21 protein-coding genes and 1 tRNA gene are annotated in these 25,773 nt (G+C 47.6%); 11 read left to right on the top strand and 11 right to left on the bottom strand.

The window, feature by feature from the left end:
• Window positions 1-134: 134 nt before the first annotated feature.
• A complete protein-coding gene (locus JR338_03895; protein ID QRN83898.1) occupies window positions 135-1,331 on the bottom strand; it encodes an anaerobic sulfatase maturase in 1,197 nt (398 codons plus the stop codon).
• A 133-nt stretch (window positions 1,332-1,464) separates the two neighbouring features.
• Between JR338_03895 and JR338_03890 the strand changes: the two genes are divergently transcribed.
• The 4 genes from JR338_03890 (at window position 1,465) to JR338_03875 (ending at window position 5,439) form a co-directional block, all read left to right on the top strand.
• On the top strand, window positions 1,465-2,034 hold the full coding sequence (locus JR338_03890) for a hypothetical protein (protein QRN83897.1): 570 nt from the start codon (window positions 1,465-1,467) through the stop codon (window positions 2,032-2,034).
• A 66-nt stretch (window positions 2,035-2,100) separates the two neighbouring features.
• On the top strand, window positions 2,101-2,712 hold the full coding sequence (locus JR338_03885) for a hypothetical protein (GenBank protein QRN83896.1): 612 nt from the start codon (window positions 2,101-2,103) through the stop codon (window positions 2,710-2,712).
• Window positions 2,713-2,853: 141 nt separating this feature from the next.
• Window positions 2,854-4,128 carry a hypothetical protein gene (locus JR338_03880; protein ID QRN83895.1) on the top strand — a complete coding sequence of 425 codons (1,275 nt, stop codon included), beginning with the start codon at window positions 2,854-2,856 and terminating at the stop codon, window positions 4,126-4,128.
• 615 nt (window positions 4,129-4,743) lie between these two features.
• Window positions 4,744-5,439, top strand: a complete 696-nt coding sequence (locus JR338_03875) for a hypothetical protein (protein ID QRN83894.1) — start codon at window positions 4,744-4,746, stop codon at window positions 5,437-5,439.
• Window positions 5,440-5,636: 197 nt separating this feature from the next.
• Here JR338_03875 and JR338_03870 read toward each other — a convergent pair.
• Window positions 5,637-5,708: transfer RNA gene (locus JR338_03870), tRNA-Gly, on the bottom strand.
• Window positions 5,709-5,841: 133 nt separating this feature from the next.
• Here JR338_03870 and JR338_03865 point away from each other — a divergent pair.
• A complete protein-coding gene (locus tag JR338_03865) occupies window positions 5,842-6,753 on the top strand; it encodes a dihydroorotate dehydrogenase (GenBank protein QRN84351.1) in 912 nt (303 codons plus the stop codon).
• Window positions 6,750-7,499 carry a dihydroorotate dehydrogenase electron transfer subunit gene (locus tag JR338_03860; protein ID QRN83893.1) on the top strand — a complete coding sequence of 250 codons (750 nt, stop codon included), beginning with the start codon at window positions 6,750-6,752 and terminating at the stop codon, window positions 7,497-7,499. The genes JR338_03865 and JR338_03860 overlap by 4 nt, the downstream gene beginning before the upstream one ends.
• Window positions 7,500-7,556: 57 nt before the next feature.
• Here the strand turns inward: JR338_03860 and JR338_03855 are convergent, their stop codons facing one another.
• From JR338_03855 to JR338_03835, 5 genes are all read right to left on the bottom strand, one after another.
• A complete protein-coding gene (locus tag JR338_03855) occupies window positions 7,557-8,543 on the bottom strand; it encodes an ABC transporter ATP-binding protein (protein ID QRN84350.1) in 987 nt (328 codons plus the stop codon).
• Window position 8,544: 1 nt separating this feature from the next.
• Complete coding sequence (locus JR338_03850; protein ID QRN83892.1) at window positions 8,545-9,522, bottom strand: ABC transporter ATP-binding protein; 978 nt, start codon at window positions 9,520-9,522, stop codon at window positions 8,545-8,547.
• A 13-nt stretch (window positions 9,523-9,535) separates the two neighbouring features.
• Window positions 9,536-10,486, bottom strand: a complete 951-nt coding sequence (locus JR338_03845; protein QRN83891.1) for an ABC transporter permease — start codon at window positions 10,484-10,486, stop codon at window positions 9,536-9,538.
• A 9-nt stretch (window positions 10,487-10,495) separates the two neighbouring features.
• The gene (locus tag JR338_03840; GenBank protein QRN83890.1) at window positions 10,496-11,647 is read right to left on the bottom strand and encodes an ABC transporter permease; all 1,152 of its coding nucleotides are present in this window, start codon (window positions 11,645-11,647) and stop codon (window positions 10,496-10,498) included.
• An 89-nt stretch (window positions 11,648-11,736) separates the two neighbouring features.
• A complete protein-coding gene (locus tag JR338_03835; GenBank protein QRN83889.1) occupies window positions 11,737-13,719 on the bottom strand; it encodes an ABC transporter substrate-binding protein in 1,983 nt (660 codons plus the stop codon).
• Between the two features lie 454 nt (window positions 13,720-14,173).
• Here JR338_03835 and JR338_03830 point away from each other — a divergent pair, with 454 nt between their 5' ends.
• From JR338_03830 to JR338_03815, 4 genes are all read left to right on the top strand, one after another.
• Window positions 14,174-15,787 (top strand): sensor histidine kinase, encoded by a 1,614-nt coding sequence (locus tag JR338_03830; GenBank protein QRN83888.1) that lies wholly within the window; start codon window positions 14,174-14,176, stop codon window positions 15,785-15,787.
• A gap of 1 nt (window position 15,788) precedes the next feature.
• Window positions 15,789-16,448, top strand: coding sequence for a response regulator transcription factor (locus tag JR338_03825; GenBank protein ID QRN83887.1), 660 nt, complete (start codon window positions 15,789-15,791; stop codon window positions 16,446-16,448).
• 216 nt (window positions 16,449-16,664) lie between these two features.
• Window positions 16,665-17,108, top strand: a complete 444-nt coding sequence (locus JR338_03820; protein ID QRN83886.1) for an OsmC family protein — start codon at window positions 16,665-16,667, stop codon at window positions 17,106-17,108.
• Between the two features lie 494 nt (window positions 17,109-17,602).
• Window positions 17,603-18,493 carry an NAD-binding protein gene (locus JR338_03815; GenBank protein ID QRN83885.1) on the top strand — a complete coding sequence of 297 codons (891 nt, stop codon included), beginning with the start codon at window positions 17,603-17,605 and terminating at the stop codon, window positions 18,491-18,493.
• 55 nt (window positions 18,494-18,548) lie between these two features.
• Here the strand turns inward: JR338_03815 and JR338_03810 are convergent, their stop codons facing one another.
• The 4 genes from JR338_03810 to JR338_03795 form a co-directional block, all read right to left on the bottom strand.
• Window positions 18,549-19,361, bottom strand: coding sequence for a hypothetical protein (locus tag JR338_03810; GenBank protein QRN83884.1), 813 nt, complete (start codon window positions 19,359-19,361; stop codon window positions 18,549-18,551).
• A 72-nt stretch (window positions 19,362-19,433) separates the two neighbouring features.
• Window positions 19,434-21,170, bottom strand: coding sequence for a hypothetical protein (locus tag JR338_03805; GenBank protein ID QRN83883.1), 1,737 nt, complete (start codon window positions 21,168-21,170; stop codon window positions 19,434-19,436).
• 355 nt (window positions 21,171-21,525) lie between these two features.
• Window positions 21,526-22,251, bottom strand: a complete 726-nt coding sequence (locus tag JR338_03800) for a hypothetical protein (protein ID QRN83882.1) — start codon at window positions 22,249-22,251, stop codon at window positions 21,526-21,528.
• A gap of 174 nt (window positions 22,252-22,425) precedes the next feature.
• Window positions 22,426-24,180, bottom strand: a complete 1,755-nt coding sequence (locus tag JR338_03795) for a hypothetical protein (GenBank protein ID QRN83881.1) — start codon at window positions 24,178-24,180, stop codon at window positions 22,426-22,428.
• A gap of 361 nt (window positions 24,181-24,541) precedes the next feature.
• Here JR338_03795 and JR338_03790 point away from each other — a divergent pair, with 361 nt between their 5' ends.
• Complete coding sequence (locus JR338_03790; protein ID QRN83880.1) at window positions 24,542-25,759, top strand: 2,3-bisphosphoglycerate-independent phosphoglycerate mutase; 1,218 nt, start codon at window positions 24,542-24,544, stop codon at window positions 25,757-25,759.
• Window positions 25,760-25,773 lie beyond the last annotated feature (14 nt).

Below are 25,773 nucleotides of genomic sequence, written 5' to 3'. Positions count from 1 at the left end.
TCAGGTGAATTTCATTCTTTGTGTATTTTATAGGATATATGGATAATATGGGTGTAATAACTTTGGGTTAATCCGCCCCGAAAGCAGGAAATTTATTGATTTTTATGAATTGGCTGGAGGAGGAATCCGGGTGTTTATTTCAAATTGGTCATAATATCGGCAGGGGGGCGATGCTGCCTGAGCAGTGCTGCCATCTGGCGCATCGGCTGGTTAATGTGATTGAAGAAGGCGCGATAGCCCTCGCAAAGGACATTTAGCCCATATTCGCCCTCAGGTGTGTGCAGGACACGGTTCTTGGGACAGCCCCCTCGACAGGCGAACAACACCTCACACTCCAAACAATACCTGGGTAATTTATTCCTCTTGTTCATCCCAAATCGGATTTGGTTGTGCGAGCGAACGAGGCCAACTAAGTCAGTTTTGATGATATTCCCGAGTTTATGTTTGGGCTCAACGAAGTGATCACAGGAGAACAGGTCCCCATTGTGCTCCAACAACAGCGCCAGGCCGCAGGTCTCGCTGAAAATACAAAGTCCATCCCGCGCACCGACCCATTTGCTCAGGGCAACATCAAAGGTCTGGACGAAAACATGGCCGACATCCAGCTTCACCCACTCATCAAAAATGGTGATCAGAAAGTCGCCATACTGACTGCCGGTCACGGAGCGATCGGTAAGTTTATTGCCAACCTGATAGCCGGTCTTGTTATCCCGCTCCACGATGGGGATGAATTGGATGAATGTGGTGTCCAGCTCATCACGTAAATACCGGTAGACCTCCATCGGATGCATGACGTTGGCGGCATTGACAGTGCAGAGTATGTTGTAATCCACCCCGTGTTCCTTAAGCAACGCTAACCCAGCCAGAACCCGATCCGAACTGCCTTTACCGGCCTTGTCCTTGCGGTAAACGTTATGCAGCTCAGGCGGTCCGTCAATGCTGATCCCCACCAGGAAGTGGTTCTCCTTGAAGAAGCGGCACCATTCATCCGTTAGGAGGGTACCGTTGGTTTGAATGGCATTCTCAATGACCATCCCCGGACGGGCGTATTGGTTTTGTAGATCCACAGCCTTCTGGAAGAAGTCCAGCCCTGCCAGAGTGGGTTCGCCGCCCTGCCAAACAAAGGTTACCTGGGGGACATGCTGGGCCTGGATGTATTGGCGCGTGAAATCCTCCAACAGGGCATCCGGCATGATGATGTCGCTGTTGGGGAAGAGATGGTCCTTGGAAAGGTAATAGCAGTAGTCGCAGGCAAGGTTGCAAACCGGACCAACCGGTTTGACCATTACCTGGAACGCTGGGGGCTGCCAATGGGGGGAGATATTCGGCATAGAGTGGTCACCATTCAGGAAATATAAATCGCTTGTTGTCCATTATAACCGGATCAAAGTCTGGTTTTTGCCTATTGTGATAAGATAGTGATCACTGGGATATTTGCTAATTTGTTTCGTGGGGAGCTACAAAATGAAAAAAACATTGACGATGATATTTATCCTGTTATTCTTGGTGGTTTTATGCTGCTCATGCGCCAATCGGGTTGATTATATCGTCCCCAGCCTATCTCAGACAGCACAAGAGACTATTGAGGTAGTCATGTCAACACTTTTTTTCACGGCGACTGTGGAGCCTACACCAACACTGACCAATCAAGAGACTTATGAAAATATTATGCAAGAATATCAAACCTTGACAGATGAGTTCAAGGCCATAATATTTGTTGAAGGAAGATCAGTGTTCGATAGCTTAGCCATTGTTATTGATCAATACTATAATGATTTCGGTGTGTACCCAGAAAGCATAGATGATCTTATTCCAGAGTACCTGGATGAAAGCCCAAAGATATTCGGTCGTCTTGAAATTTATTATCATTTACTGACAGATAAAGCTGGATACGTACTTGTGTTTTACAGTCATCCATTAGGTGACAGAAGTGGATGCGCCAGTTCTGTTTGCTGGGTGAATTCTGGGGATGAATTCACTTGTGAATATCAAGGGTTTCAAGAATGTGTAACGCCTGAATCTTATCTTGATTAATTGTGCTTTCCAAGAGTAAGTTGCATTTGATTAGGATTGATTGTTTTGGAGGGGAAGGGCATTACTATGGATCATAAAGAATTATTGTTGTCAGAATCAGCCAAAAATCAATTGGATATGGTTAAAGAGTATAAATTAAACCATGACTATTCTGGAGCACTTAAAATTTATCTTTCCATATTTACAAATGGATTTACCTATGCTCCCATCGCGGCCGAAATTTCTCTGTGTTACATCTATTTATCAGATTTTGGTCAGGCTAAGAAATGGATAGAAAAAGCAATTGATCTGGATGATAGAGAAAATTATTATGTCACGTTAGCGATCATCTATGAAATGGAATATGACTTTGAAAATGAGATTTCCATTCTGCGAAAAGTATTACAAGAAAATCCTAATAACAGTTCTGCTCTAAAAATGGTTATTGGGCTTTATTTTCCTTTTGGTGACTACTTTGATCCGGAATTTATTAAACAATGTTTGTTAACATTAATCAACAACCGAGTTGAAGATATCGCTGATTACACTTATCATTTAGCGAAAATTGAGATCCTGCTTGGTGAATACTCGTCTGCAAAAAGTTTGCTAGAGGAAGTGGTTATTTATTCATCACCAACATTGAATTATCCAAAGTTTGAATTGCGAGAAATGCTGGAAGAAATAAACAAACATTTATGATCCTCAAACTAAGGTGGCATAGGACAGATTGAGGGTCATTCATTGGAATTCGGTCTAATACTATGAACCGAAATGATGTCAATCATAAAGATAAATGAGCTGATAACGCCGGGGAGTCACAAAATGAGAATCCAAACATTGATGAAAAAATTATTACCAATAATCTTCGTCTTACTGTGCGTTTCATGTGATCAGGTAATCGGTTCAGAGGAGAAAACAACCTCGCCAGGAGCACCTGAACAGGTGCCCTCTGCCACTTCGACTCTGACTCCAACCATGTTTGTAGAAAGCCCTGAAGACCGGTTTATTAGTTATGCTGATATTGTGGCGGATGAATTGCCGGAGTGCAATGTATCGATAAATACGTTATCAACAATTGATCTGACACAGTTTACTATCCAGTCAGAAGATATAGATATAGATTTCCTTAGCACAGAGATTGATCATTTGGTTCTTAATGATGTGACGGATCAAATGGGGAGAATATTAATTCTGGAAAAGGACAACGATGGAAATTGGACAGCAGTTACTACAATTGAAAAACCATACCCATTATATGTGGTTTCGGTTTCTCCATCAGGAAAATATCTACTTCTGTTATTTCAAACAGATACTAATTCTCAACAGACAGCTTTATTTGACGTTGACCAATTAGAAATTATTAGCACGAGCAACGAAGTTAGGTTGATCTCTGGACTTGGTTGGTCAGCTGATGAGAGTAAATTGATCGTTCCACTTAAATGGGATTCAATAGATCCAGATCCGGCAGCAGGCATAGCAGAGATATATGAAATTCCATCATTGGAACATAAAAAAACTGTGAATTGGCCTGATGATCCTCTATGGATAGAGTATGGATTTTGGATAAGCCCTGCCTTGGGTGAAGAAGAGAAGTTTTTATTTAGAACTTTAACTGGGGTGTATCTATACGAGGGCGATGATATTGAGGCTGTGAACGGTCTAAATACAAGAGATTATAATTTTAATATCCATGTTGCCTGGCTTGATGGGGATAAATATGCTGCGAGTTATTTAGAAAAGAACTCTTTCGGGGGAGAGGATTATTGGATTAATAAATTAGGAATATTCGAAGATGCTCAACAGTTGGCGGATTATACCGTTCAATTTAGTAGTACCTTAGGCTATTCTAGCGTATCGTATTTAGAGTACGATCCCAATGTTCATGAAATGACTCTTGTTTCACCTCACACTGACACGATTCTACGATTTGAGCTGGTTGATCAGACTTTAAAAAATCATTGCCAAGTGGATATCAAAGAATTGATAGGTCAACTAGATCCTTCAATATTAGAAAAAAGATTAGTTGATCCACTATTCCTCTCAGACGACATTTTTTATATCTACAATGACAGTGATGAAATAATTACCGTATATCAAATTGTCTGGGTGCCGTAAGCTGTTTGAAGAAGTGGGTATGGAGAGAGGGCTTATAAAATCCTGTGAAATTTTTTTTGTAGCTAGCAAAAATCAATTAAATAATTTGTGAAGTGGGAGGGGAGCCCATAATTGCTCAGAATAATTTGGCAATCTTATTCCGTTTCGCTTCGCGCATTTTGAACGATAGAATTGATAAAGGTTGAATAATGGACCAATCTTTATGAAGCTTTCCTCATCACATCTAATCCAATTCAAACAGACAACGATGATATCTAAGATCGAGATTCGTTCCTTGAGAGGGCTCTTCAGTAGTGATGAATAATGTAATGCCTTTCACTATTTTGAATCTACAATGGAAAAACACTATAATGAAATAGTAAGTGTGCAGGTTGATTATTGGTATTTATCAGTATTTCCTCTGTCGGCACCCGAGTTGATAGCTATAGGTGCTTCAACCGCAGTGAATAATTCCTCATCGCAGAAACCAATTTTATAGCCTTTTCGTGAGCAGTTTACGAATACTGCGTGATTTAATCAATCCTTCTTGCCTCTAGTTGATTGGAGCAAATGATGATTAATCCCAAACGAACTATTACAAGAATTCTTGGGCCAATTGTAAAAATAATAGGTTTAATGGCTATTGCGACGTCTCTACTGTTCACACTCTCTCAGCAAAGCCCGGTCTCAGCAGCATCCTTCTACGATTTCATCCCCGGTTATGGCACGCCAACCATTGATGGCAACGTTGATGCCAGTGAGTGGGCTGAGGCTGATTCTTACGCTCAAGTTATGGTTGGTTCCGCTACGGGCTTGACCGGAACCCTGTATGTGATGCAGGACTGGGAAAATCTATACCTGGGTTTCATCATCAATGATGATGAGTTGACCGTAGGGGACTGGTATGGAATCCTCGGAGATACCCTGGAAATAAATTTTGACGATGATAACAGTGGTGCGCTCTATGAGGTAGGCGAGAATAAAATCACGGTAGACTCTGTCGCGCCATTACGTGACGCTTATTATGTCAATACAAGCGGTGGGTCTTCAATGGACACCCAGCAAGACGGTCAGGGATACCTGACCAGGCAGGGCGGATATAACCATGTTGAACTCGCGTTTCCGTTGTGCAGCGGCGATTCTGATGATTTCTGCTTGACAGGTGGAGATGTATTGGGATTGCAGCTCCAATATAATGACTACGATACCCTTACTGCCGTACCAACACCAGCACCGGATGGGTCGAGAATGCCTGGGCAGGAGGATAATGAATTAATGACCATTGAGATCCAAAGTTTCAACAATACCTTTTTGCCGCTCATTTGTCATTAGTCTGATTTCTTTGCAACAAATTTAGAAATCCTGCAAAAGTAAGGATTAAGTATCAGCTCAAGTTATGGGCTTTTACATAAAAATCCGTTACTGCCCAATCATGTTGAAAATTAGGGGTGATAGGCATGAAAAAACCACCTATTTGCAGTAGTGTAGGTGGTTTTTCAGGTTAATTTGTCCTGTTTATGATTATTTTGAGCGGGCGACGAGATTCGAACTCGCGAATAGTAGCTTGGGAAGCTACTGCCTTACCACTTGGCGACGCCCGCTGGAGTTAGGATATAATTTTACCGCGATTGATGTATTTTGCAAGAAATTTGAGTGAATAACCGAAAATATATTCGTATAGTCAATATTGAGATTCGTAAGGAGTGAGGTTTGTCCTTCCAACCTGATTTATCCATAGAACTTTGTGGACTGACGCTTAAAAACCCTCTGGTACTGGCATCCGGCGTGATGGGGACCAGTGCAACTTTGTTAAGGCGTGTGGCGTTGGGCGGCGCGGGCGCTGTCACGGCCAAGAGCTGTGGCCCGGTAGCACGCGCGGGACATCCAAACCCTGTGATGGTGGACTGGGGGCATGGATTGTTAAACGCCATTGGGCTGACCAATCCGGGAGCTGAGGAAGAAGTGGATCTTCTGGCGGCTACCCGCGAGGAACTAGCGCAAATGGGTGTGCCTTTGTTCGCCAGCATTTTTGCCGGGACGGAGGAAGAATTTGCCCAGGTGGCTGGGGTGATTGCCGGCGCTAAACCAGCCCTGATCGAGGTGAATATCTCCTGCCCGAATGTCCGCGATGATTTCGGAACGCCTTTTGCTGCCATCCCTGAAACGGCTGCAGCGGTGACCCAGGCCGTGAAAAGGGCTGTAGGTGAGATCCCGATTGCGGTCAAACTGGCGCCGAATGTGCCGGATATTGGCAGGATCGCGGCTGCGGTGGTTGCGGCCGGGGCGGATGCGATCACGGCAGTGAACACCATGCCGGGTATGGTGATTGACCCGGAAGCAGCCCAGCCTGTGCTTTCAAACAAGACCGGGGGCATTTCCGGACCAGCGCTCAAACCAATCGCCCTGCGATGCGTGGCGGAGATTGCAAAAACCGTGGACGTGCCTATCATTGGGACAGGTGGCGTGCTAACCGGGCGGGATGCGATTGAGATGGTGATGGCGGGTGCGATAGCAGTTGGTGTTGGCTCCGCTTTCTGGTATCGGGGAGAGAACGCATTTGAGCTGATTGCTGAGGAGATGAAGGCTTTCATGATGGATAATGGCTATGCCACATTGAGTGAGATAAAGGGCAAGGCGCTGCGATGATACGAGAGGGTTTTAGGAATTTTCGGCTGGCTTCTGCCCGCTGGTTGAACGACTCAACTTTGTGGCTGACATTTGATAGCGATATTGAGGCTGAACCTGGTCAGTTTGTGATGGCGTGGCTGCCCGGTGTGGGTGAAAAACCGTTCAGCATTGCCGGGATGGCGCCGTTCAGTCTGATGGTGGTGGATGTCGGTCCTTTCAGCCATGCCCTGCATCAATTGCAGCCAGGGGATAAGGTTTGGATCAAAGGACCGTTAGGGCACGGTTTTCAGGTTGAAGGCGATAACTTGCTTCTGGTTGGAGGCGGTTATGGTTCAGCACCTTTGCTGGCGCTGGCGCACGATGCGAGAACAAAGAGTGCAAAGGTCACGGCCTGCCTGGGCGCAAGGACCGCAGAGGGGCTCCTTTTGGGCAAGGATTTCGCTGACCTGGGCTGCCAGGTTGAGTTTATGACTGAAGATGGCAGCGCCGGAAGGCAGGGACTTATCACGCTGGCGGTGGAAGAAATCCTGGCGACCGGTGAGGTGGACTTACTGGCTGCTTGCGGGCCGACAGGGATGCTCTCTGCACTTGCCGGGTTGGCCAGGCAATATCATGTGCCCAGTCAGCTCTCCTGGGAGGCGCAGATGCGCTGTGGGATGGGATTATGCGGCAGTTGTGAAGTACCACAGTCTCTGGACCCGGCCTTGCCACCCGGGTGGCTGGCCTGTTTTGATGGCCCTGTCTTCAACAAAGATAAAGATTAAAAAGTTAATCCCCACTCATTTGAGTGGGGATTTTTTGCCTACTTGGAGGTAGGGGGGTTAGACTTTATAGCAGGCAACAAAGTGTCCGCCGCCTTTATCTTCTAGAGGGGGGTGGGGGTTATCACGGCAGAAGTTATCTGCAAAGGGACAGCGGCTGTAGAAGCGGCATTGGTTCGGCGGATCAATGGGCGCTGAAACGCCGCCTTTAATCGGAATGGCTTGCCGCTGGAACGCCGGGTCGGGCACCGGTACCGCAGAGATCAAGGCCCTCGTGTAAGGGTGCAATGGATGAGACAGGAGCTCTTCGGTGGGCGCTTTTTCGATGATCTTCCCGATATACATTACAGCGATCCGCTGGCACATATAGCGAGCGACGGCGAGGTCATGCGTGATGTAGAGATAGCTGACGCCCATATCATTGGCCAGTTCCATCATCAACTGCATCACACCGATCCGGATCGAGACATCAAGCATTGATGTCGGTTCATCTGCGACCACGAAGGATGGGTTCACGACCAAAGCCCGGGCGATGGCGACTCTTTGCCGCTGGCCACCTGAGAGCTCGTGGGGATAGCGGAAGAGGAAGCTGGAGGCGGGTGTAAGGCCAACCGTTTCTAATAATGTGGCGACCTGTTCTTCGCGTTGGGTGATATTTCCCAGTCCCTGCACAACCAATGGCTCGGAGACCGTATCAAAGATCGTCCGGCGGGGGTTCAGCGATTCATAGGGGTCCTGGAAGATGATCTGTACCCGACCGCGGAAGTCCTTGAGGTCCTTACCCTTAAGGGTCGCCAGGTCAACTTGCCCGGCCTTGGGATCGTTGATTTCAATCTGACCGCTAGTGGGGTCATAGAGGCGGGTGAGCAGCTTACCGGTGGTGGTCTTTCCACATCCCGATTCACCGACCAGGCCTAAGGACGAGCCAAAACCGATCTCAAAATTGATATCGTCCACAGCGTGGATGAAGGATTTCGAGGATTGGAAGAGACCAGCGCTAACCGGGAACTTCTTCACCAGATGTTTTACTTGTACGAGGCTTTGCATTTCACTCATTTTCGACCTCCATGGGGTGCCAGCATGCGGCAAAATGACCGGGACTGTGTTCAATGAAGGGAGGTGTCTCCTGCCGGCATTGGACGGTGGCCCGAGGGCAGCGTGGGTGGAACCGGCAGCCGCTGGGTGGGTTGAGCAAGTCTGGCGGTTCACCAGGCAGGGTTGTCAGGGTTTTCTTGGCCCCTTTGATGCTGGGGAAGGCACCCATCAAGGCATAGGTATAGGGGTGGATGGGGCGTTTGAAGATTTCATCCGCATCAGCCAGTTCTGCCATCCGTCCGGCATACATCACGCCAATCCGGTCACTCACTTCAGCGATCACAGCGATATCATGAGAGATGTAGATCATGCTCATATCCAGACGTTCCTGGATCTCTTTGAGCTGCGATAGGATCCGATCCTGAACGATGACGTCAAGAGCGGTTGTGGGTTCATCAGCGATGATCAATTTGGGGTGGCAAGCCAGGGCCATGGCAATCACAGCCCGTTGGCGCATGCCGCCGGAAAACTCGTGGGGGTAGCGGTCCATCAATTTGGGGTCGAGGCCCACAAGGGTGAATAGATCAGCTACTCTGAGCTTGGCGTCATTGACGTTTACTTCCGGGTTATGAACCTGGATCGCTTCGATGATTTGATCGCCAACCGTAAAGATGGGATTGAGGGCGTTCATTGCCGCCTGGAAAACCATCGAGATGCCCTTCCAGCGGATTTTGAGCAGTTCCTTCTTATCCATACCGGTGATATTGTCACCATCAAGGATGATATCGCCGCTTTTGATCACAGCGTTATCCGGCAGGAGCCGAAGCAGGGAGAAGGCGATGGAGGTCTTCCCGCACCCCGATTCGCCGACCAATCCTAAAGATTGGCCTTTTCCAACCACAAAGCTGACGTTGTTGACGGCTGATACTTCTCCTTTGGAGGTCTTATAGTGCATTGTCAGGTCGTTTACCTGAAGCATTTGGTCTGTCATGTTCTTCTCCAATCTAGCGTTCCCGCAGGCGAGGGTTGACGATTTCATCCATTGCCCGACCGACCATATAGAAAGCTGAACAGAGTAATGTGATGGCTAAGCCGGCCGGCAGGAGCAAGTAGAGATAATCGGGACCTGCCAGCAAATAGCCTGCAGCTTGGGCCGTGTTGATCATGATGCCCCAGCTCATTCTGATGTTCAGCAGACCGAAGAAAGAAAGGGCAGCCTCGGCGAAAACGGCGTTGGTGACCGTGAACATCATGAAGAGGAAGGAGATCGGCAGTAAGTTCGGTAACATATGGGTCAGGATGATGTGCCAATCACCACCACCGGAGGCCCTTGCCGATTCGATATAAGGTTTTACCTTGATACTGAGCGCCTGGGATTTGATGACAATGGTTTGGCCGCCAAAGCCAACCAGGAGACCATAGACCAGGGCTAGCGTGAAACCAGTGAACTCCCATAGGGCGGATAGCACCACCAGAATGGCTATGAAAGGCAGCATCGTGATGACATCCGCCAGTCGCATGAATATCATGTCCACGACCCCGCCATAATAGGCAGATACCGCTCCAATCGTTGTGGCGATGATCACTGAGATCAGCGCTGAAGAAATCCCCAGGATAAAACTAAATCGGGTGCCGTAAAGCAGCTGGCTAAGGATGTCCCGACCCAGAGGATCTGTTCCTAAAATATGACGGGCAGAGGGTGGGGAGGGATGGACAAAAATCTCCATGTCATAGCCGATGACTGGGTCATAAACCTTGGGTTCCCAAACATATTTCATCAAAATGGGATGGGAGAAAGCCATCAGAGCGAAGATCAGGATAATGACCAGGCCAATGACGCCAATTGGGTTATGGACAAAGAGTTTCCAATTGGATTTGAATGATTTCCAGGCCAAGCGGAGGCGTACCCGCCAGAGTGGAACTTTTATATTGGGTTGAATTGAAGTTGCTTGCATTTCGGCCTCCTATTGATATCGAATGCGTGGATCGAGGAAGGCATAGGCGACATCGGCTATCAGGTGAGCTGAGAGTGCTAAAACACCGACAAAGCTTAAGGTGCCCATCGCCAAAGGGATGTCTTCGAGATTGACCGCTTGCAAGAGGGTCAGCCCCATGCCAGGCCAGGAGAAGATCGTCTCGGTGATGATCCCACCGCTCAGGGCAAAGGGGATGCCGATAATGAGGTTGGTGAAGACCGGCAGGAAAGCATTCCGGGCAGCGTGCTTATCCCGCACGACGTGTTCCGAGAGGCCTTTAGCTCTGGCTGCCATGACGAAGTCTTCCCGTAAGGTTTCGAGCATTGTATTGCGCATCAGGAGCATTGTCCCAGCAAAAGAAACCAAAGTGGAAACCGTAACCGGCAAGATCATGTGCTTGAGAATGTCCACAGCAAGGTAGCCATAAGGAGTAAGGCTCCAGGCCAGAACAACCAGGCCGATCAAACCGAGGAAACCACCGAATTGGATAACTTGACGGAGGGTCCGGCTGGTTTTACGGGTGAGCAAGATGATGGCGACATAGACCAAACCAGCGATGACGGCCGTGAGGATCATGTAATAAAAGATCGTATTGGCGGGCACTTCAACATTGCGCCACAGACTTGGATCGAGGAATTTCCCGATGGGCAATAACTGGAGCTTGATCCCGAATAGATAGATCATCATCAGTCCGAACCAGGGAGTGAATATTGTGAAGAGGATCACACCGACAATTGTCATGCCATATTCGAAGAAGGTGTCCCGGTGCCAGGCCATTTGTTTGCCCAAGAAATAGCCTAATAGGAACGAGATGATCTGATTGGTAAGGAATAGGGCCAATGTCCGGGGTGCTCGTTCCAGGATGATATCCATGACAGGGCGGGGATAATTACTGAAGGACACGCCTAAATTGCCTCTGACGAAATTGCCCAGCCATTGGAAATACCGGATGACCGGTGGCTTATCCAATCCCAGAATGACACGCATTTGATCGCGGATTTCAGGCGTGACTTTTGGGTTTGTGAGGTAAAGGTTTGTGATATCTCCTGGTTGAGCATCCAGGATCACAAAAAGCAGTGTTTGAAAAATGATCAGCGTAAATAAGATCTGAATAACACGGCGGAAAATGTACTTTTTCATGATTGCCTGCCAGTTTCAAGTGAAATTAACCAATCCGGGGAGGGGAAGAGCTCCCCTCCCCGAAGGTTGTTGATTATTCGACGATGCGATTACTCAGCAGAGTAAACGTTGAGCTGTAAACCGTACAGGGTTTCCAAGCCACCTAAAACCTCAAGATAGGGGAAGGCAACATTGGAAACGTTGTAGGCATCCTGAACCGGATTCGCAAAGAGGTACATATAGGGAATCTCAGTTGCCAGGATGGTCTGCATTTCATAACCAATTTCCTTGGCATGTTCCAAATCATTTGTTGATTTGAAATCGACACAAAGCTCAGATAAGCGGTCACTGGTGAAGCCGGTGAAGGCAAAAACACCACCCCATTCATAGAGGAAGAAGTCACACATATGGTCTGGGAACAGACTTAAGTTCCAGCCAGCTACGGACATATCCCAATTGCCACCGCCACCTAAGGTTTCATTAAGAATGTTGTTGAAGTTGGTCAACTGCGCCCGGACGGGGAAACCGATACTGGAAGCCCACTGTTCAATGAGCACGCCAGCGGTTGCCCGCAAGGGGTCGTAACCAGCGGAGGGAGCCAGAAGGGTCAATTCGGGAACATATTCGCCATCAGGCATCTTTAACCCAACGCCCCAGTCAATGGAGCCGCCACGATCTGTGTTCCAAGTAGGTTCGGTATCCCAGGTATAGCCAGCTTCGCTAAGGCGATTGACAGCCCATTCCATCCGTTCCTGCTCAGTGTAGCCTTCGCAGAGGATCGGAACGTCCGGGTTGAACCAATAGGCCTGTCCAACGGGAACAGGAGTGTAGACGGGGAGTGCAGCGCCCTGCAGAACGTTTGTGGTTAGGAATTCCAGGTCAACCATACAGGCGATAGACTGACGAACAGCGATATCATCCATGGGAGCATGTTCGAAGTTGAAGGCCATGAAACGGAAGCCATTTCGAGCATTTTCAACAACATCAACATCAGCATGTCCATCCAGTTGAGCGCGCAGGCCGGGGCCATAGCCATTGGGGTTATAGATATAATCTACTTCGCCGTTCAAGAGGGCTAATACGGCTGCATCCTGGTTATAGATGCTGTAAACGACGGCTTTTGCATGGGGACCACTTTCAAAGGAGAGAATTACGTTGCCGGTACCTTCACCATAAGCTGTGAAATCCCATTCGTCACCTTTATACTCATGATAGGTACCGTCATCGTAGAGTTCGATCATAGTACCCTTGAAGAAATAGTCGCTATTCTCTGAGTTCTCAGCAAATGCGCCAACTTCCCATTGGTCAAAGATGAAGGGGCCAGCCACAGGTTCGCCATCAGCGGGAACGCTGTAGATGATCTGTTGTGCTTCAGCCATAGCGGCTGTATATTCATCGCTGTCAACTTCAAACTCTCGAGCTGCTTCGACTGCGGCATAAGCATCGGCCAAAACGGGTTCCCAATAGGCTTTTTGAACGATGGGGTCCTGAAGGGTGCCATATTCATGGTTTGCCAGGCCGGGGCGGATGGCGTAGTAGATCTTCGCTGTCTTTGAATCGATAGCTTCGATATGATCCACGCTATTCACATAATAGGTCCAGTTACCTGCGAGTTCGAAATCTTTGATGACCTGAGCGGTGAAAGCAATGTCTTCGGCTGTGACCTCGGAACCATCTGACCAGAGGAAATTATCCTTGAGGACAACGGTTGAAACGAAGAAGTCGCCTTCTTCCTCGATGGGGCTGGCGAAATCGGCAGCCAAGAAGGGTACCAGGTCAAGTCTTTGGTCGCCGGTACCATAAAGGGTTGGCCAGTATTGCGCCTGAACGACGTAGTTATAGGTCGAAGCGCCAGGGCCAAACAGGTTCCAGACATTGGAACTGGTCATATCAGCCAGCATGGCAATTCGATAGACATCCAATTCCTGTTCCTCAACTACTTCAGGCTCACTGGTTTCAACCTCAGCGGGCTCTGTCTCGACGACTTCCGTCTCGACCTGCTGGGGTTCCTGGGTGGCACTCTGGCAAGCCGTCAGAATGAAGCTCGCGACGAGGAGTATGCTCAGGAAAATAAAGAGTCTCTTTTTTTTCATTTGTATCTTCTCCTAAAAACGTAAAAAACGAATTGAAAGGTATCCGATCGTTATCCTTCTATTTTGGTTTTTCACCTCCAATCTTCCAAACTCAGTTCAGATGTCATGGCTATTGATTAGGAGAAGATGCTGTTCTATACTTAACTGCAGAGAGCATGATTTTTGTTTTTTGCGCCAATGCTTTTTAGAAACACCTTGGACTGCACTCCGAGGTGTTTTGCCTAAATTTTCGTAAAAGCTTCTCCATATCAATTCAAATAAAAATGGTTGATAGAGTGCTCTCTGGAACTATCTTATATCAATCCATTTTTTATAACATTACACGCTCGGATGATTTCATACCCTACCGCAGGATGGTTTAAAATATTGAAATTACATGTAAAATAGGACTATATTAAGGAAATCACATTCATTGCGCTCATTTAAATGAGTAATATCCTCGGGTTATTTGTTCATGAAAATTGAAGAACCACTACAACTCAATCAGAGCAAGCCTAAACTTAAGGCGATTCTCCAGCATTTCAGTCTATCGTTTCGCAGCTTACGCTGGAGCCTCACCATGAGTTATGCCGTCGTAACGATCGCCGCGTTGTTGGTGGCCGAGATCGTTATTAGCGTTATGTTGATGTCCTATTTTGTGAAAAATTTGGACTTGACGCCTGAAACATTGATCACAAACCTGAGCGCTGAATGGATTCCCCAGGTGAGGGAGTTTTTCTCAGAGGATCCACCTGACGTGGATGGGGCCAGGGCATATCTTGAAGATTTTCAGGGTTCGGTGATTGAAACCAAGCCTTTACTGATCTTTGGCAATCTAGAACTACAGATGAAGGCAAAGGATTTTCTGAGTTTTTATTATTTGCTGTCAGATCGCACCCTGGTGACAGCCATTCCGAATGATATTGTGCCTGATGAAGATGTCGGCACTGAGATTCCCTATGATTACTTGCCGGGATTGGCTGACCCACTCAGGGCCGCTCTCCGAGGTGAGGAGGATTGGAATCTGTTATATGCCAAGATTGAACCGGGCCATAGGATTGTTGGCGCAATCCCGGTGTTTCGCTATGAAGCACCTTTATCGGAAACACCGCCAATTGCCGATAAGCCAATTTTGGATCTGGAATATAACCTGGTGGGTGTGATCGTTTTTACAACCAAAACTTTCCCTTGGGAATTTCTGCCGCTAAAGGAAATATCACTCTATATTGCCCGATCTTTATTGATATTCACCTTATTTGCCGGGATCATTGGCTCGCTGTTTGGCATGCTGACAGCTAATGGACTCACAAAACGATTTTCTAATGTCTCTCAGGCAGCGCATTCTTGGTCACGTGGTGATTTTTCAGCAATAATTCGTGATAAACATGATGACGAAATCGGCAAATTAGGAAATGACCTTAATACCATGGCAGAACAATTGGAAAACCTTCTGGATCGCCGCCAGGAGATATCAATCCTGGAGGAGCGGAATCGGCTGGCCAGAGACCTTCATGACAGTGTCAAGCAACAGGCTTTTGCTGCCTCCGCTCAGCTTGCGGCTGCAAAAGTACGCTTTAGTTCCGATCCGGATCGGGCTGCTGGCCATTTGGACCAGGCTGAAATCCTGATTGGGAAGGTCCGTCAGGAACTGACCGATCTTATTCAGGAATTGCGTCCTGTGGCGATGAAAGGGAAAGGTCTGATCGTTGCCGTAAAGGACTATGCCGAAGATTGGTGCAACCGGTATGACATTGAGATCAGTACCCATGTCCGTGGGGAGCGCAATATCCCTCTTGAAGCTGAAAAATCCGTATTTCGGATTATCCAGGAGGGGTTAGCTAATGTGGCCTGGCATAGCCATGCGACAAAAGTTGATCTGGTCTTTAATTTCCGCACAGATTTTTTGTTGTTGACCATCCGTGATGATGGGATCGGGTTCACTGTAGATCAATCGACGAAATCTGGGATGGGTCTGAAATCCATGAGAGAACGAGCTGAACTTATCGGCGGTGAACTCAGCATTGACAGTCGGATTGGCGTTGGCACCAAGATTATATTAAAATATCCCTATACACAGTTGGAGATATGACATGATATCCAGGAAAATATCAATTCTTCTTGTCGATGACCATGAAGTAGTCAGACAGGGATTGCGCGCGTACCTTGATTCACAGCCGGATTTTCGGGTGATCGGGGAAGCCTCTTCAGGAGAGGAGGCTGTTGAGGCTGCCATGGAATACCTGCCGGATGTCATGCTGATGGACCTGGTGATGAGCGGCATGGGTGGGGTGGAAGCTACCCGTAAGGTCAAGGATATTACTCCAAGGACTCAGATTGTGGTGCTGACCTCCTATCATCAGGATGAGTTTATTTTCCCCGCTCTTCAAGCCGGTGCTATCTCCTATGTGTTAAAGGATGTGATGATGGATGATCTGGCAGACGCGATCCGAAAGGCATCACGTGGTGAAGCTGTTCTCCATCCAAGGGTCGCAGAGCGGGTAATTCAGGAGATTAATGGAGCCAGAGGCGCACCTTTTAATCCATTTACCGAGTTGACTAATCGTGAGATGGAAGTGCTGCGATTGATTGCGCGGGGGATGTCCAATAGCGATATTGCAGCGGATTTGTTCATCTCTGAAAATACCGTCAAAGGGCATGTCAGCAATATTCTTAGCAAACTTCAACTGGCTGACCGCACCCAGGCTGCGGTATACGCCTGGGAGCAGGGTTTAGTCTTTCGGGTCAATTAACTGTCATTCAATTTTGATAATAAACGGAGGGGCAATCTCTCCGTTTTTAGTGACATATGGCAGTAATCCGGACTTTAATGATACTACTGGGTTAGTGAACTTTATCCTTATTTGCAAATATCGAATTGACTTGTCTGGTTCAGGTTGGTAAAATTTCGGTTGTGAATAAAATCACAAATTATTACTTACTATTAGTGTTATTTAGGAGTTGAAAAAATGGCAGTAGTGACATTCAAAGCAACAAGCAAATTGGTTAGTGGTTTACAGGTTGATAACCAGGTCCGTGATTTCACCGTACGTATGGATGAACCGAAAGAGTTGGGCGGCTCCGACACCGGCATGAACCCCGTTGAGGCTCTTTTGGCCGCACTGGGCGGTTGTATGACGATTGTCGCATCGGCTTTTGCCAAAGCTAAGAAAATTGATCTGCAGGACTTCTGGTTAGAGCTGGAGGGCGATCTTGATCCTGATGGTTTCCTCAAAGGCAAACCCGGCGTTCGGAATGGCTTCCAGGAGGTTCGCTTGACCCCTCACATCAAATCCACATCTTCTCCTGAGGAAATTGCTGAATTCATGGTCTTCGTCAAGTCTCGGTGCCCCGTGAGTGACGTGATGGTTAATGGTACAGTCGTTATTCCTGCAGAGGCAGTCATCGAATAATTTCAATATTTTTGATATCTCTCTTAGGATAAGGCCCTCTACCGCTGAGGGCCTTTGACTTTAATTTTAAGGTTGGCGCGGAAAAAATATGGGCGGTCAATTATCATTTTCTCGAGCGAGAGGGTTATTGCATTATGGTAATTAACCTAGAAGGAAATAACAATTTTTCTCCGCGACACGGGAGTACTGAGATCTCCAACGAGTATCCTGATGTGAATTTGTTACCTAAGTTGATTTTCTTGAAAAAGGTAGGCTTGACAAAAGAGGTAACTCAAAAAGATGTCTCAAAGAGATAGTTAGCTCATCATCGCCACCCATTCTCCCATTCTGATGGCCTTTCCAGAAGCTTGAATCCTTGACTTGGATCGGGAACCCTCGAGCTTTGTCCAGTATAATGATTTGGAAAACGTTAGGCTGTATCAATCATTTTAGGATAATACGGATTCCTGTATTGACAGGTTATAAACGACCATATGAGTAGAGAGGAATGTACAATGTCGCTGAAGATTGGATATATTGGTTTAGGGATTATGGGAAAGTCGATGGCGAGGAATGTCCTCAAGGCGGGATATCCGGTGGTGGTTCATAACCGCAGTAGGGAAAGCGTGCATGAACTGGTCGCAGAAGGGGCAATTGAAGCTCACTCACCTGCGGAAGTCGCCGCTCAGGTCGATATTGTGTTTACAAACCTTCCGGATTCACCCGATGTGGACCTGGTCGCTCTTGGCGAGCATGGAATTATTGAGGGGGGACGCGTGGGATTAATTTATGTTGATAATTCAACCATCAAACCCGCCACTGCCCGGTACGTTGGTAACAAGCTGGCTGAAAAAGGTATTTTAATGTTGGATGCACCGGTGAGCGGGGGCGATGTTGGTGCGCTTAATGGCACATTGACGATTATGGTCGGTGGGCCAGAAGAAGCCCTGGCGAAGACAATGCCTGTATTGAAAGCAATGGGCAAAACGATCACGCATGTCGGCGGACTGGGGGATGGGCAGATTGCGAAGGCTGCCAATCAGATCATGGTAGCCGCTCAAATGGTGGCAATGGGTGAATTGTTGATCCTTGCGCAGAAGGCCGGTGCTGATCCGGAGAAAGTCGTTGAAGCCATCCGTGGTGGAGCGGCGGGCTGCTGGACACTGGATAATAAACCACAGCGATTGTTCGCCGGCAACCGTCAGCCTGGTTTTAAAGCCTATATGCAAGCCAAAGACCTGGGCATTGTGATGGATACCGCCCGTGAATATGGGATCCCACTGCCTTCGGCAGCCATTCATACCCAATTATTTAACGCGATGATGGAAATGGGAATGCGCGATTTGGATAATTCAGCTGTTTTGGGTGTGATTGAAAAGCTAGCGGGAACCGAACTGCAAATTTAGAAATTAGTTTGTTTTGAGGGAAAACGAGGTGCTGTATCGTTGATGCAGCACCTTTTTAATAATCATAGATCATGTCAAAGTTGATCAGATAGCGGTAATAGGTGTAGCGCTCATCACCGGAACTCTCCGGCCCCCAACCGCAAAATCCCAAATAGAAGGTATCCATGAAATAGGGATCCATTTCGCCTACCCACTCGGACACGAGACCCTCCTGGCGGATCAGGATTTGACGCAGATAAATTGGATCCTGCCATAATTCTTCTGATGCAACCGCTGACAGGCGGATGATTTCTTTCACTTTAGTCCTAAATAATACCTGACCATTGCAAGTCCATGTCATCTCTGAGCCGATCAGGCTGTCAATTTTCGCCTGGATATAGTCAGTGCCTGATTCGCCCCAATATTCGAGGTAATGGCGGATGAATTCGGCTTCAAGGGGCCTGAGTACGTTGCCATTTTGAAATGCGGAATGAAGGATCAGGTATTTTGGGCCATCATAAAAGACAGCAGTTTTTTCGCCTGGAAAGAACAAGTCCCCTTTATCATCGAAATATTCTTGACCCAGGATAGTGAATTTGTTTCCTTTTCCCTCCAATGGGCCGGAAATAAAATCCATTTGCATTTCGCAATTATATATATAGGGAAATGGGCGAGTTGTGGGTGTGGGTTCGGCGGTTGTTGAGAGTACTTCGTCATTATCAGAAACGGTAACTCGGGCTTCATTTTCATTGATGGAGATCGTCGTGGGTGTTTGAATTTGGCTGTTCGACCCTGAAGAAATCGGCGGTTCCTTTGAACAGCCAGTCAGCAGGCTGAATATCAGCATGCCGATGGAGAGCATTGATGGGAGTGAACGAAGTCGTTTCATAACAGTAAAAGACCCGGTGTCAGGCAATCTGGTGATTGGAGTGACACCGGGTCTGGTTATTCTACAACGGGCTTAGTTTGTTTTCTTGGTGCGGTTCTTGATCAGCACCCAGGCTAAACCAAGACCGGAAATGGTGAGTATGGCTGGGGCAGCAGTAGCGATGAATGATGGCCCAAGACCACCAGCTGCAACATCGGGTTGCTCTTCTTTGGGTTTGCAGGCCCCAACTGTGAGCACACCCTCGCCTGAGCCTTGGAAGTCATCGTTGATGGCTACCCAGCTATATGGATAGTCACCGGGGAGGAACTTCAATTCGGCGTTTTCGATGTATTCTTTGCCGTCAATGGTCAGTCTTGCGTTGCTGACGGTGATCACAACGGTTGTCCAGGATTGTCCATCAGCATAGACACATGCGCCAATTTCAACAGCGGCATCAGATTTGCCGGGCTCACAGTTGACTGTTGAGAAGGAGCCGGAACCTGAGCCAGTGTAGTTTTCATTGGCTGTCCAGGTGTAGGTGTATGATCCTTCTGACAGATCAATTGTATATGAACCGGGGCCGTATGTATGAACTAGTGTAGCGCCTTCATAGATCTTGAGAGTTGCGCCATTGACAGTGATGTACACCGGTGTCATGGATAGTTCGCCATTCCACTCACAGGCACCAACTTCAACCGAAACTGAGGCAGGTTCACAACCGTATATAGTGATGGACCCACTGCCGCTTCCTGTGTAGGATGGTGCAGCGACCCAGGTATATGGGTAGGTGCCGGGGGAAAGTTTGATGGTTTGGCTTGTACTATAGTCCTGACCATCAATGGTCAGAATCGCATTTTCGAGTGTGAGAGTGACGTTGATTTGTGAGCCGTTTTGGGCATCCCAAGTACAACCACCCACATCAACTGCAGCATCGGCTTTGCCGGGCTCACACTCAAGAAGCGTGAAGGAGCCGGAACCACTGCCTGAGTAGCCAGGATTGGCAATCCAGGAGTAGTTATAAGTTCCTGGTGTCAGGTTGATTGTAAGAGACGATGTGAATGTACCGACCCCGTCAATCGTCAGAATTGCGTTGCTGATTGTCAAAACCACGTCTGTGGAGGAACCTTCGAGCTCATCCCAAGAACAGGTTTGGGGTACAACTGTAACTGATGCTGGGGGACACTCTTCCACGATGAAGGAGCCAGATGTTTCACCTACTTCTTCAAAGAATTTATTAACTGCTTCCCATTCATAGGTGTAAACACCCGCCGGGAGGTTGATTGTTTGAGAAGAACTGAATACACCGACACCATTAATCGTTAGAATGGCATTATTGATCGTGAGGTTCACTGCACGGATTGAACCACCAGTGGGGGTCCAGGCACAGCCAGCGACGCCAATACTTACGGTAGCTTCGCCAGGCTCAACGCGATAGTTGTCGTTTTTCCTGCCAAAGTCGACGGTGTATTCGCCGCCATCGTCATTTGCAACAGTGTATGCGTCAAAGCAGAACGCACCACTTGAGCCGACGGTATAGGTGCCAGATGCCACGGCTATACCCGGGTCCGCAGAAGAACCACCGGGATTTCCTGTAATGGCCCATTCGTACTCTCCAGGGTCAAAGTTGCTGCCATTGATATGAACATGATGACCGCGAGCGAAATGGTTGACATCTTGTGATAAATCTCCACAAGAACCATCTGTGGTCCAGATGGCGCCACTGCCTGGTGTGCGATCTTCGTCCTGTGCGAACACAGCAGTCGTTCCGACGATCATCACCAGCACAAGAGTGCTGATTAAAAACAATAACTTGATTTTCCCAGATTTCATTTTGCGTCTCCTCGCATAGTAATCCCAATACTTAGTGAAATCTAACGGTGTACATTAGACGGACTCATCTAAATCTTAACAATATTATAAACATTTCGACAGTGTATAGTCAATAGAGATTAATGCTATATTAATCTCAGTGTAATGATTCGGATATATGAATTATGGAACCGCGTGAAAATATTAGCGAAAATTCAACAAAATGCGCAATAGTTAGCGAAAGAATTAAATAATATTAAAAATGAGGTGCCCTGGTGGGATCGGACGGTTATTATTGTTATTATATAGGGGAGTGCGAATAAAAATACAATTAAATTGAATTGGTGATAATTAATCTGGATATTAATATGGGCAATTATTGGATGATAAACCTAAGTACATAGCGGAAATATGTGTATCTGCCTGCATCCAGTGAGGCAGGCCCCCAACCACAAAAGGCGACATAGAGATGTGGCTCTGTTGTGGGGAGCATTCCACCAATCCATTCTGATTCAATTCCCTCTTTGTTCATCAGAATTTGTACCAGGCTATCAGGGTTTACCCAGAGGTCCTGGCTGGCTTCGTGCGAGAGCCGGGTGATGCCATCGATTTTTGTGTTGAAGATTACCTGACCATCACAAACCCAATTGACCTCAGTTCCAATCAGAGATTCGATTTGCCCCTGAATGTATTGCGACCCCGATTCTCCCCAATATTCGAGATATTTCCGGATGAATTCTGCTTCCATGGGGCGCAAGACATTTCCATTGACATAGGAAGAGTGCAAAATGAAATAATGCTGGAATTGGTAATAAATACTCGTGCCTTTGCCTGGGTCAAATTTATCCTCTTTTTCAACAAAGTAATCCTGACCTAACACTTTGAATTCTGTGGTTTTTGACTCCAGTGGCCCTGAAACAAATTCGAGTTTCATGTCACAGTCATAGAGTGTGGCAAAGGGATTCTCGGTTGGGGTAGGGGTGATGACGTTCTCGGTGGGAGCGGCGGTGGCCTCTTCTGTTGTGGCCGGAGCTTGATTCTCCGGTGGTGAGCTTGTGGCAGTTGCTGCGCTTGAGCCCACAAGATCTTCTCGGCTATACATAGGCGCGTTTTGAGACGCTGCCGGTCTGCATGCGGCGAGAAGAAAAGTTAATAATAAGAAAAGGTAAAGGATTGATCGTTTCATCTTGTTATATTTTAGTACCCGGCCGTCCCAAAGTCTACTATAGGAAAGCCGGGTACATATAGGTTGCTTTAGTTTATTTGTTTGACTTGCTTAGTTCTCTTTTTTACCTTTGATGACGAAGATTGAGGCGACGCCTAATCCTACGACACCGGCCAGAATGGGGGCCAGGCTGTTGACCACGGAGGGGCCTAAGCCACCAGCGGGGACATCCGGGTCTGTGGTGGTTTTCGGGGTGCAAGCCCCAATGGTGATAACGCCTTCACCTGAGCCCTCGAAGCCATCATCTACGGCCTTCCAAGCATAAGCATAATCACCGGGAGCGAGCTTGAGAACAGCGGCTTCAGTGTATTCTTTGCCATCGATGCTCAACACAGCATTGCTGATGGAGATGGAGACGGTGGTCAGGGACTGGCCGTCATTATAGGCACAGGTACCAACATCAACAGAGGCATCGGCCTTGCCGGGTTCACAACTTACAGCGGAGAAAGAGCCAGAGCCAGAACCGGTGAAGTTCTCATTAGCTGTCCAGGTATAGGTGTAGGATCCTTCGGGGAAGGAAACATTGTGGGTGCCGGGGCCATAGGTGCCAAATACGGTTTCGCCGGATTTGATAACCAGGGTGGCGCCAGTCACTGTGAGGGTGGCAGAAGTGGATGAAGCCTGACCATCCCAACTGCATGCACCCAGATCGACGCCTGCGAATGCGGGTTCACAACCATAGACTGTGATGGAACCGCTGCCGGAACCTGTGTTGCCTTCTGTTGCTGTCCAGGAGTAGTTATAGGTGCCAGGAGCGAGCTTGATTGTCTGGGAGGTGGTGTAATCCTTGCCATCAATGGTCAGAGTGGCGTTCTGAATAGTTAACGCAACATTGATAAGTGAGCCTTCTTGCTGATCAAAGCTACATTCGCCCACATCCACTGAGACATCGCCCTTACCGGGTTCACAACTAATCAGAGAGAAGGAGCCGGAACCGCTGCCCTTATAGCCTTGTGCGGCTACCCAGGTGTAAGTGTAGGAACCTTCAGGAAGGGTTACTGTCTGAGAGGAGGAATAGACACCGACCACACCATTGGTATCGGAGATGGTTACAACTGCATTGGAGATAGTGAGTACAACGCTATTTATTGAGACTTGATTTTGGTCATCCCAACGGCAGACGTCGGGTGTGACAGATGCGGAGGCATCGGGACATTCAGTGACGGTAAAACCGCCTCTTCCGCTGCCAGTAAAGCCTATGGTAGCTGTGTAGGTATAGGTGTAAGAGCCGGCTGGCAGATTGATGCTTGTAGAGGATGTGAACGGACCATAACTTCCGCCGCCATCTTTGAGGATTGTGACGCTAGCGCCATCAATGGTCAGAGAGACGGAACGAACTGAGCCGCCCTGTTCGGACCATGAACAAGCACCGCTCACATTTACCTGAACGCTGGGGGAGCCATATTCAACACGATAGTTGTCGCCTTTGTTACCAACCTTGACGCTGTATTCGCCGCCATCATCGTTCTTGATGGTATAGGCATTGAAGCAGAAAGAGCCTGAATCGTATACGATAACGGTGCCTGAGGCAACAACGATGCCAGGGTCTGCTGAAGCGCCACCAGGATTACCGGTTATTTTCCAATCATAAGAACCGGCATCAAAGCCGTCTCCGTTGATATAAACGGAATGACCTTTTTGGAAATGATTAACATCCTGTGATGCGTCGCCACAGGAGCCATCGGTCGTCCAAATTGCACCGCTGTTATTTTGGATATCTTGTGCCTTTGCGGATTGGACTGCGAATATGCTAATCACTGCCAATAGAGCCAGGATTATTACGAAACGAAACTTCGAGATTTTCATTAAATTCTCCTTCCCCGAATGGGGGCCTTAAATTAATTAGAGTTGACGTTCTGTTTTTTTTTATGAGAATTACTATTTCGTTTAGATCAGTTAACATTTAGTAACGATAAGTAATACGATAAATATTATCAAAATTATAGTATAAGTCTAATATAGAAATCAATAGTGATTAAGAATCTGGCAGAAAATCGTACTAATTGGGTATAATATATTTTAATAATGGCTAAAAATTGCAGCTGTCGTTATCAATCTGTAATGTTTATTTTGCAGGTGCTGTCAATTTCTCTAAAGACGGCTTATAATTAACCCGCTTAAAGTTAGTTTATTTAATGTTCGGATGTCATGAATGGAGACTTCAATTATGGATTTTGACGTACTAAAATCACTAGTTATCAAGGGCGAAAATCAAGGTAAGATCGTCCTTTTGGTTATGGATGGCCTCGGCGGTTTACCGATGGAACCCGGTGGCAAAACAGAGCTGGAAACCGCTAATACACCTAATATGGATAAGCTGGCTGCCTCGAGCATGTTGGGGCTGCACCAGGGCATCCGCACTGGCATTACCCCTGGCTCCGGTCCGGCTCACCTGGGCCTCTTTGGCTATGATCCCCTCAAATATGAAGTAGGGCGGGGTGCTCTCTCGGCCCTTGGGATTGATTTCGACTTGCAGGATTCGGATGTTGCTGCTCGTGGTAACTTCTGCACGGTTGATGAGCAGGGTCTGGTGACGGATCGTCGGGCTGGTCGCATACCCACTGAAATTTGCGAGCATCTCTGTGACCTGTTGAATGAAAAGGTAAACATCCCCAGCGTGGAAGTCTTCCTGCGGCCGGTGAAGGAATATCGTTTCTTGTTGGTGTTGCGCGGAGAAGGCCTAAAAGCTAATATTGAAGAAACTGATCCGCTGTTTGTTGGGAAGAAACCTCTGCCCGCCACAGCTATGGATGATGCTTCTGCCAAGGCTGCTGAACTGACCAATGAATTTATCCGGCAGGCAGCAGAGATCCTCAAAGACGAGCATCCTGCCAATATGCTGCTGCTCCGTGGCTTTGCACAGGTCCCCGAGTGGCCGAAATTCCCCGAACTCTATGATCTCAAGTCGATCGCGATTGCGATGTACCCCATGTATCGTGGCGTTTCCAAGCTTGTAGGAATGTATAGTCCACCTGCTGCCCATGATTATGAGGAAGAGATTGATATGCTCGAGGAAAATTGGGATAAATACGATTTCTTCTTCGTCCATATCAAGAAGACCGACAGCTACGGCGAAGATGGAAATTTCGCTGCCAAGGTCGGTGAGATTGAGAAGGTGGACAAGCTCCTGCCGCGGATCATGGCCCTTGATCCTGATGTCTTGATCATTACCGGTGACCACAGCACACCTGCCGTGATGAAATCCCACAGCTGGCACCCGGTACCGGTGCTGTTCTATTCCAAGAACAACAGCCGGCCTGACAACGTAATCAGCTTTGGTGAACGGGCCTGCACACAGGGTTCTCTTGGTGTCCGATTCCCCGCATTCGAGTTGATGCCTCTGGCGATGGCGTATGCCGGGCGGCTGGAGAAGTTCGGCGCCTAAGGCAATATTAACTT

The sequence above is a fragment of the Chloroflexota bacterium genome (genome assembly GCA_016887485.1).
Taxonomy (GTDB): Bacteria; Chloroflexota; Anaerolineae; order Anaerolineales; family Anaerolineaceae; genus Brevifilum.
The sequence above is the reverse complement of the archived record's forward strand: the minus strand, read 5'-3'. Positions and strand labels throughout refer to the sequence as shown.